7 protein-coding genes and 1 pseudogene are annotated in these 7,261 nt (G+C 72.6%); 3 read left to right on the top strand and 5 right to left on the bottom strand.

The features are described 5' to 3' along the window. Positions 1-61: 61 nt before the first annotated feature. Genes PPSIR1_RS34275 through PPSIR1_RS34265 form a run of 3 tightly spaced genes read right to left on the bottom strand, consistent with a single transcriptional unit; the run spans position 62 to position 3,529 of the window. Complete coding sequence (locus PPSIR1_RS34275) at positions 62-703, bottom strand: hypothetical protein (RefSeq protein ID WP_006975843.1); 642 nt, start codon at positions 701-703, stop codon at positions 62-64. Then, a complete protein-coding gene (locus tag PPSIR1_RS34270; RefSeq protein WP_006975842.1) occupies positions 700-2,382 on the bottom strand; it encodes a hypothetical protein in 1,683 nt (560 codons plus the stop codon). The genes PPSIR1_RS34275 and PPSIR1_RS34270 overlap by 4 nt, the downstream gene beginning before the upstream one ends. Before the next feature lie 43 nt (positions 2,383-2,425). Continuing rightward, a complete protein-coding gene (locus PPSIR1_RS34265) occupies positions 2,426-3,529 on the bottom strand; it encodes an isopenicillin N synthase family dioxygenase (protein WP_045117323.1) in 1,104 nt (367 codons plus the stop codon). Positions 3,530-3,684: 155 nt separating this feature from the next. On the opposite strand from PPSIR1_RS34265, the pseudogene PPSIR1_RS51365 reads away from it, so the two are divergent. The 3 genes and pseudogenes from PPSIR1_RS51365 to PPSIR1_RS34255 form a co-directional block, all read left to right on the top strand. Further along, positions 3,685-3,906 (top strand): annotated as a pseudogene (locus PPSIR1_RS51365) (SAM-dependent methyltransferase); the annotation flags it as partial. 74 nt (positions 3,907-3,980) lie between these two features. After that, the gene (locus tag PPSIR1_RS48620) at positions 3,981-4,154 is read left to right on the top strand and encodes a hypothetical protein (RefSeq protein WP_006975840.1); all 174 of its coding nucleotides are present in this window, start codon (positions 3,981-3,983) and stop codon (positions 4,152-4,154) included. Between the two features lie 16 nt (positions 4,155-4,170). After that, the gene (locus PPSIR1_RS34255; protein WP_006975839.1) at positions 4,171-5,709 is read left to right on the top strand and encodes a BCCT family transporter; all 1,539 of its coding nucleotides are present in this window, start codon (positions 4,171-4,173) and stop codon (positions 5,707-5,709) included. Between the two features lie 230 nt (positions 5,710-5,939). Here PPSIR1_RS34255 and PPSIR1_RS34250 read toward each other — a convergent pair whose 3' ends face one another. Then, the gene (locus PPSIR1_RS34250; protein ID WP_006975838.1) at positions 5,940-6,749 is read right to left on the bottom strand and encodes a sterol desaturase family protein; all 810 of its coding nucleotides are present in this window, start codon (positions 6,747-6,749) and stop codon (positions 5,940-5,942) included. After that, entirely contained in the window at positions 6,746-7,177 is a 432-nt protein-coding gene (locus PPSIR1_RS34245; RefSeq protein ID WP_006975837.1) for a hypothetical protein, read from the bottom strand. The genes PPSIR1_RS34250 and PPSIR1_RS34245 overlap by 4 nt, the downstream gene beginning before the upstream one ends. Between the last annotated feature and the right edge of the window lie 84 nt (positions 7,178-7,261).

The following is a 7,261-nucleotide window of genomic DNA, read 5'->3' as shown; positions in this document are numbered from 1 at the left end:
GCGGCTCGCGCGGACGCGCGGGTGAGGAGGGGCCTTTCGGGGCCCCTTTGTCGTGTGGGCGTCACCGAAAGGGGACGGGCTCGATGGGGGCGGCGGGGGGCGGCGCGGGCTTGGCTGCTGGCTCTGGCTCGGGCTGGAGCGGGGTGCCGACGGGGTCGTTGGCGATGGTCCGCTCCGGGGAGCCCTGGGGCCAGCGGGCGTACTGGTAGAGGAGGTTCAGGTCCTCGCCCTTCAAGATCACCCGACTCTCGGCCCAGGTGATGCCCATGGCCACAGAGCCCAGCACGCCGGTCGCGGGGACGACGATCACCGCCAACGCGCCGGTGACCACGCCCAGGGGCACGAGGACGGCGGTGACCAGGCCCATGCTGGCGAGCCAGACCTTGGCCTTGGGGTCGGTCTGGACCGTGGCCCGGCGCAGCTCGGACCAGGCCCGGGTCTCGACGATGCCCTCCTTGGTCTGGACGGCGACCTCGAAGCCGGGCTCGGCGAACAGCAGCTCTCCGACGAGCTTGTCTCGGTCGTGAAAGCGCAGCCACACCCAAAAGCCGTGGACGGGGACCTTCTCGACCTCGGCCCAGGTCGCGGGCGGGCCGGAGCCGTAGCCCTCGGCGCGGTCCTTGGCGTGGACGCAGCCGCCGAGGCCAAGGCCGAGGCTCAGGCCAAGGCAAAGGGCCCGGGCGAGCAGGCGACGGGCGCTCATTGGGGCGCCCCCTCGACCACGCCGCCTTCGAGGGGCACCGGTCGGATGCGGGTCTTCCAGAACACCGGCTCGAGCTCGCCCTCCATGGCGGCGAAGTCCGGGGCGAGGCGCCGCAAGGTCGCGCGCGGGTCGGCGAAGAAGCGCGCGGCCTCGAGGGCGCTCTGCTCGGCCAGCCAGTCCTCTCGGGTCCACTCCCAATAAAAGCCCTCGGAGGCGAGGAACAGGGCCTGGCTCCCCGGGGGCAGGGCGTAGTCCAGGGTCCACACGTCGCCGGGGTAGCTGATCAGCCGCCGCTGGGGATCGAGCAAGGTGGCGAGGCCTTCGGGGTCGGCCTGGCCGCGGCCGTCCCGGGAGTGGACCAGGGCCACGGGCTCGAGGGTCACCGCCGAGGGCACGGCCACGCGCTCGCCGAGGCTGGCCTGGTCGAGCTTCCACCGGCCCCGGGTCAGGCGCAGGCGCAGGCGCAGGGGCTCGCCGTCGTCTGCGTCCGCGCGGGCGCGGGCGGGCAGCTCGATGGCCTGGGTCTCCTTCGCGATCGGCCCGTACTCGTAGAGGCCGCCCGCGGGGACCCACGCCCCGCCTTGCCACAGCTCGACCTCGACGCCGCCGAGCACCTCGTCGAAGCCGCGCAGCAGCTGGGCGAGGGGGCCGTCGCCGCCCTCTCGGTCGGCGCGGAGGATCCACCGCGCCACGTCTTCGCCCATGTAGGCGAGGCCCTGGTAGAACAAGAAGGTGTCGAGCAGGGTGTTGCGGGCGCGCAGGACCACGACGCCTTTGGTGCCCGCGGGCAGATCGGGGAACTCGAGCTCGATGTGCTCCTCGGCGGCCAGGTCCACGCCGTCGGTGGTCGAGGCGTACTCGAGGGCGTCGGCCTGGGCGACGGCGTCGAGGCAGTCGCCGCCCGCGGACCGGCAGCGCGTCGGGCCCGCGCGCCCGCGGACGCCGAGGAAGCGCGGCAAGATGGCGCGCTCGCGGACGCGCCCGCCCGCGTGGAAAATCTCGACCGCCGGATCGGGCCGGGCCACGCTGAGCAGCTCGACGCTGCGCAGGAAGTGGGTCTCGAGGGCCTCGTTGGCCATGATCAGCTCGAAGCGCTGGCCTTGCTGCGGATCGTCGAGGGGGTCGACGACCCCGAGGTGATCGACGTCGCGCTCTTCGAGGGCCTCGGCCACCGCCGAGGAGAAGCCCTCGGCGCGCAGGGTCAGCGCGCCCTCGCGGTCCTCGACGTAGAAGGTGGGGCAGGAGCCAAAGCAGGCCTTGGGGTTGATCCCACAGTAGATGCCCACGCCGGTGACGGCCCCCACCGCCACGCCCATGATCGCCAGGGAGGTCGCGTGGGTCAGCTTCTCGGGGGTGTTGCTCTCGACGAGGGCGACCTGCTCGTAGGCGATCTGGAACTCGCTGCGCTCGAGGACCTCGCGCTGCGCGGAGTAGCGCATGCCGTGGCCGTAGACGACGCGCTGGGCCTCGTCGAAGCGCCACTGGTCGAACACGTAAACCTCGCCCGTGTGGGTGTGGACCTTGATGAAGGGCGCGGCGGCGGACGGCTGCGCGGGCGCAGTTCGATCCGTCTGCTCGGCGTCTCGTCTGGGGAGCTCGTCGTGAAAGCGGGCTCGGTAGCTCGTCGAGCAGCTGGTCAGGGCGAGGAGCGCTGCGATGGCGAGGACTCTAGGTCGCACCTGGGGATCATCCGGCTTCTTCGCGCGGCGGACAAGCGTCGCGTCAACGCGTGCTCTCGGGCCGGCCCTCGACCGCGCGGGCCAGCTCGGGAAACACCCCGGAGATCTTGGCCCAGACGAAGTCCCCGTAGCGGGTCCCCGGCGGCACGGAGGCCAGCTCGAGGCCGTCCCAGCGGCGCCGACCAGAGCCGGCCGAGGGCCCGCCGAGGGCGGACAGCTCGGCGCGCGGGATGGGGTCGAGGGGTTGTCGCCAGCCAGGGTCGAAGAAGTAGGGCCAGGACAGGCGCTCGCCCGCGAGGGCGTCGTTGCGGACCCGGTGGGGCGTGGCCCGGTACACGCCCCGGGTCCACACCTCGAGCATGTCGCCGACGTTGACCACCAAGCGCCCGGGCTCGGGCCGGACCGGGAGCCAGCGCCCGTCGAGGTCCTGGACCTCGAGGCCGGGGCTGCCGTCGATGAGCAGGGCGGTCAAGAAGCCCATGTCGGTGTGCTCGCCGACGCCCCACGCAGCGTCTGTAGCGTCTGCAGCGTCTGGGTCGGCCTCGCGCCGGGGCGGGTAGCGGAAGATTCGAAACAGCTCCGTGGGCTCGTCGCCAAAGCGCCGCGCGAAGTAGTCGGGGGCCAGGCCGAGGCCGCGGGCGACCAGGGACATCAGCAGCTCGCAGACCCGGCGCATGTGCGCCATCCAGGCCGCGACCACGGCGGGGAAGCGCTCGAACGCGGGCCCGGGCGGCCAGGGGTTGCGCCCGTGCATGGGCGCCCCGGCGCGGACGAGGGGGTGCGCGTCGGGGTGCTCGACGCCCAGGTAGTAGCCCTCTTTTTGATCGCGCAGGCCAGCGGTGAGCTCATCCCCGAGGGCAAACCACCCGCGCCAGGCCAGGCCGGAGTGGACCATGGCGAGGGCCTGCTTTTGCGGCGCGGGCAGGCGAAAGAGCGCGCGGGACAGGGCCCGGAGCTCGGCGGCGAGCTCGAGCTGCGCGGGCTCGAGGGCCCCGGCGACGGTCACGAAGCCGACCCCCGACAGGGCCGCGCGCAGCTCGAGGGCGAGGGCGTCGAGGGCCTCGGGGCTGCAGCGCTCGGCCAAGGCGTCGCGTAGATCGAGCTCGGGAACACGGCTCGGCGTCGAGGGGTGCTGCGAATGACCCACCCGGGGATGGTAGCGCGAGCGGGCTCTCCCGAGAGGATCAGGGGCTCGCGCGATGACGAGGGGAGGGGAGATTGAGACCCGATGATAGGGACTGAAGTCCCGCTGGCGGTGAAGCGCACCTCGACCTCGGCTCGGGCTTTGGCGGCCCCGCTCGCCTGCTCGCGCGCCGCTTTGGCTGCGAGGTCGTCGGGCTCAACATCAGCGCCGTCGAGAACGCCCGCGCGCGTCGCCTGACCGCCGCCGCCGGGCTCTCCGATCGGGTCGAGATCGTCGACGGGAGCTTCGAGGCCATCCCCTTCCCGGCGCACGGCTTCGACGTGGTCTGGTGTCAGGACGCCATCTTGCACAGCGGCGACCGGCCGCGGGTGTTCGCCGAGATCGCCCGGGTGCTGCGCCCCGGCGGCGAGCTGGTGTTCAGCTCACCGACCAGCTCACCACCCACTACCGCCGCGTGCTCGAGCAGACCCGGGCCGAGCACGCGCGCCTGGGCGGGGTCAGCCCCGAGTACATCGAGCGCACGTGCGCGGGCCTCGGCCACTGGATCGAGGGCGGGGCCCAGGGCGACCTGTGCTGGGGGCTGTTCCACATGCGCGAGACCGGCGAGGGCGCGGGCTTGGGCTGCTAGGCTTCGGCGAGGAGCCATGGCAGCGCGCGAACAGGCAGTCGAGGTCCGGGCGGCGGCGGTCCGTCGCGGGACCCTGGCCGCCATCGCGCTGGCCTTGCTCGGGGTGTGCCTGGCCAAGGAGCTGGTCCGCGCGGTCTTTGGCCGATTACAGCTGCTGGTCGTCACGCACCTGGGCTGGTTCTACGTCGCCTCGCTCTCCGCCTTCGTCGTGCTCGTGCTGGGGATCGCGCTGAGCCCCCACGGGCGGCGGCGCCTGGGTCCCGAGGGCGCAGCGCCGGCCCACTCGCGGGCGGCGTGGCTGGGCATGTTGCTGTCGGCGGGGGTGGGCTCGGGCTTGCTGGTGTACGGCGTGGCCGAGCCGGGCCTGCACCTGCGCACGCCGGGTAGCCCCGCGTTCGCGGACCCGCGGGCGGCGGGGGGCTTGAGCGCCTTCCACTGGGGCTTGCACGCCTGGGCCGTGTACGCGCTCGTCGGGCTGGCCTTTGCCTGGGTCTGGCGGCGGCCAGGCGAGAAAGGCGAGAAAGACGAGGAAGACGAGGAAGACGAGGAAGACAAGGGGCTGTGGAGCATGGCCGAGCTGCTCCGTCCGCTCTTCGGCGCGCGCGTCGAGGGCCGGGCGGGTCAGCTCGTCGACGTGCTCGCGGCCTCGAGCACGACCTTCGGCGTGGCGACCTCCCTCGGCCTGGCCGCGACCCAGCTTCGCTCGGGGCTGGCGGGTCTGTTCGTCGAGTCGCCCGAGCACGGCGTCCTGGTCGCGCTGCTCGTCGCCCTCGTCGCGGGGCTCACGGGGCTCACGGCCTGGGCCCTCGTGCGCGAGGAGGTCGGCATCCGTCGGCTCAGCGCCGTGGGCCTGGGGCTGTCGGGCCTGCTCGCGCTCACGGTGCTCGTCCTCGGCCCGAGCGCCGAGCTCGGGCGCTCGCTGCTCGAAAACCTCGGGGCCTACCTCGAGATCTTCGGGGCCCGCGCGCTCGAGACGGGGCGCTCGGCGACCCCAGCCGAGCGCGCCTGGCTGGGGGAGTGGACCGTCTTTTATTGGGCCTGGTGGGTGTCCTGGGCGCCCTTCGTGGGCTTGTTCATCGCCCGCATCTCCCGGGGACGGAGCGTGCGCGAGCTGCTGCTCGGGGTGCTCTTGTGCCCGAGCGCGGCGTGCCTGGTGTGGATGTCCGTGTTTGGCGGCGCCGCGGTGCTCACGGGCGTGGAGGTCCCGGCGTCCGACCCCGGCGCGGCCTTGTTCGAGTTGCTCGCGCGCCTGTGCCCCAGCCCGGCGCGGGTCGGCCTGACCTTAGCCAGCCTCGCGTGCTGTGCCTGCCTGGCGGCGGTCTCGGTCGCCTCGGCCGTGCTCGCGCTGGCGAGCCTGGGCGCGGGCGGGGGCGCGACCAAGCTGGGGGCCAAGCTCGCCTGGCTGTTCGCCTTGAGCGGGAGCGCGCTGGTGCTCTTGCTCGCGGGGGGCCTCGACGCGCTCCGGGCCGTGGTGCTGGTCGTGTCCTTGCCGCTGTGCGCCGTGCTGGTGCTCGTCGCCGTGGCCCTGCTTCGGGTGCTCCGGACCCCAGACTGACTTGTTTAGCCGTCGTGGACGACGCCACGCCCTCCCTGCCCCGCGTCCACGACTCAGAGGGTCGGCCAAAACGAGTTCTGGCCAACCCTCTGACTATTTTAGCCGTCGTGGACGACGCCACGCCCTCCCTGCCCCACGTCCACGACTCAGGGACCGTGATTTTTTCACAGTCCCTGTCCATTTTAGCCGTCGTGGACGACGCCACGCCCTCCCTGCCCCACGTCCACGACTCACTTGGGCCGGAAGGGGTGGACCAGTAGACCCAGGTAGGTCTTGGGCCCAGGCTCGTCGAGGCCCAGGTCGAGGCCGTCACCGCGTTGGATCCGCGCGAGCTGCTCGTCGTCGAGCTCGCGGTGGGTGCCGAACAGCCAGTCGATCCACGGCGCGAGGTTGGCGTAGTTGCCTGGGTCGCGCTCGCGCAGGTGGTGGATGTGGTGGTGCCGCGGGGAGCCAAACACCAACGCCAAGCGCCCCAGGGGCAGGTCGACGTTGGCGTGGATGAAGGTCGCCCACAGCCCGCGGAAGGCGACCAGGCCCAAGAGCCCCTCGAAGGAGAAGCCCAGCAGCACGGCGGGCAGGTTCATGAAGAACTGGGTGTAGAGCCCGTCGAGGGGGTGCTCGCGGTGGGCGGCCATGAAGTCGAGCTTCTCGGCGCTGTGGTGCACGGCGTGGAAGCGCCACAGCAGCGGGACCCGGTGCTGGAGGCGGTGGCCCCAGTACATGGCCAGATCGCCGAGCACGATGACCGCGAGGGCGCGGACGACCAGGGGGAGGCGGCCAAAGCCCGACTGGAGCGTGGCCAGGGCCTGTGGCTGGGGCACGCGCTCGAGGGCGCCGGTGAAACACCACACCACCAGGGCGCCGAACACGAGGTGCTGGCCCGCGAAGAAGGCCAGGTCCGTGGCCAGGCCGGCCCGCAGCCGACGCTGGCCGGGTGACATCGGCCGGGCCCACTCCAGGGGCACGAAGATGGCGACGAGCCACGCGAGCACGAGGGTCGCCGAGCGCGAGACGCCGACCATGTCGCTGAGGTCGATCATGGTCGGGGCGCGGCCTGCTGCTGGGGGTTTTGGTTGGGCTGCTGCGCCGCGTCTTGGTCAGCCGCTTGGACGCCCTCGCCGATCTCACCTGGGAAGCGCGCGGCGCCGAAGTCTCCTCCGGACTTGCTCGCGGGCATGAAGGTCCGCGAGTCGCCGAGGCTGTCGGCCATCGACGGGGCGGCGTTGGTGGGCTCAGCCTTGGCAGCCGTGGGCTCGGCCTTGGCGTCGGGCATGGGCTCGGGAGCGGCCTCGGGAGCCGGCTCGGGAGTCGGCGCATCGGCCTCGGGAGCCGCGGGGGCGTCTGTCTCGGCGTCGCCCTGCTTGGGCGCGTCGCAGCCAAACTGGGCGTTGGCGACGACCAGGACGCCGAGCGTCAGGGAGCTGCACACGGCGAGCCCCCGGAGCAGGGATGGGCTTTGCTTGGACATGGCCCTCAGCCTAGCGTCGGGGGCGCTGAGGGCATGTCCGCTCCGTGTAAAACATCGGCGGCTGCCCGGCGGGTCCACCTATAC

It is taken from the genome of Plesiocystis pacifica SIR-1 (assembly GCF_000170895.1).
In the GTDB taxonomy this organism is placed as follows: Bacteria; Myxococcota_A; Polyangia; order Nannocystales; family Nannocystaceae; genus Plesiocystis; species Plesiocystis pacifica.
The sequence above is the reverse complement of the archived record's forward strand: the minus strand, read 5'-3'. Positions and strand labels throughout refer to the sequence as shown.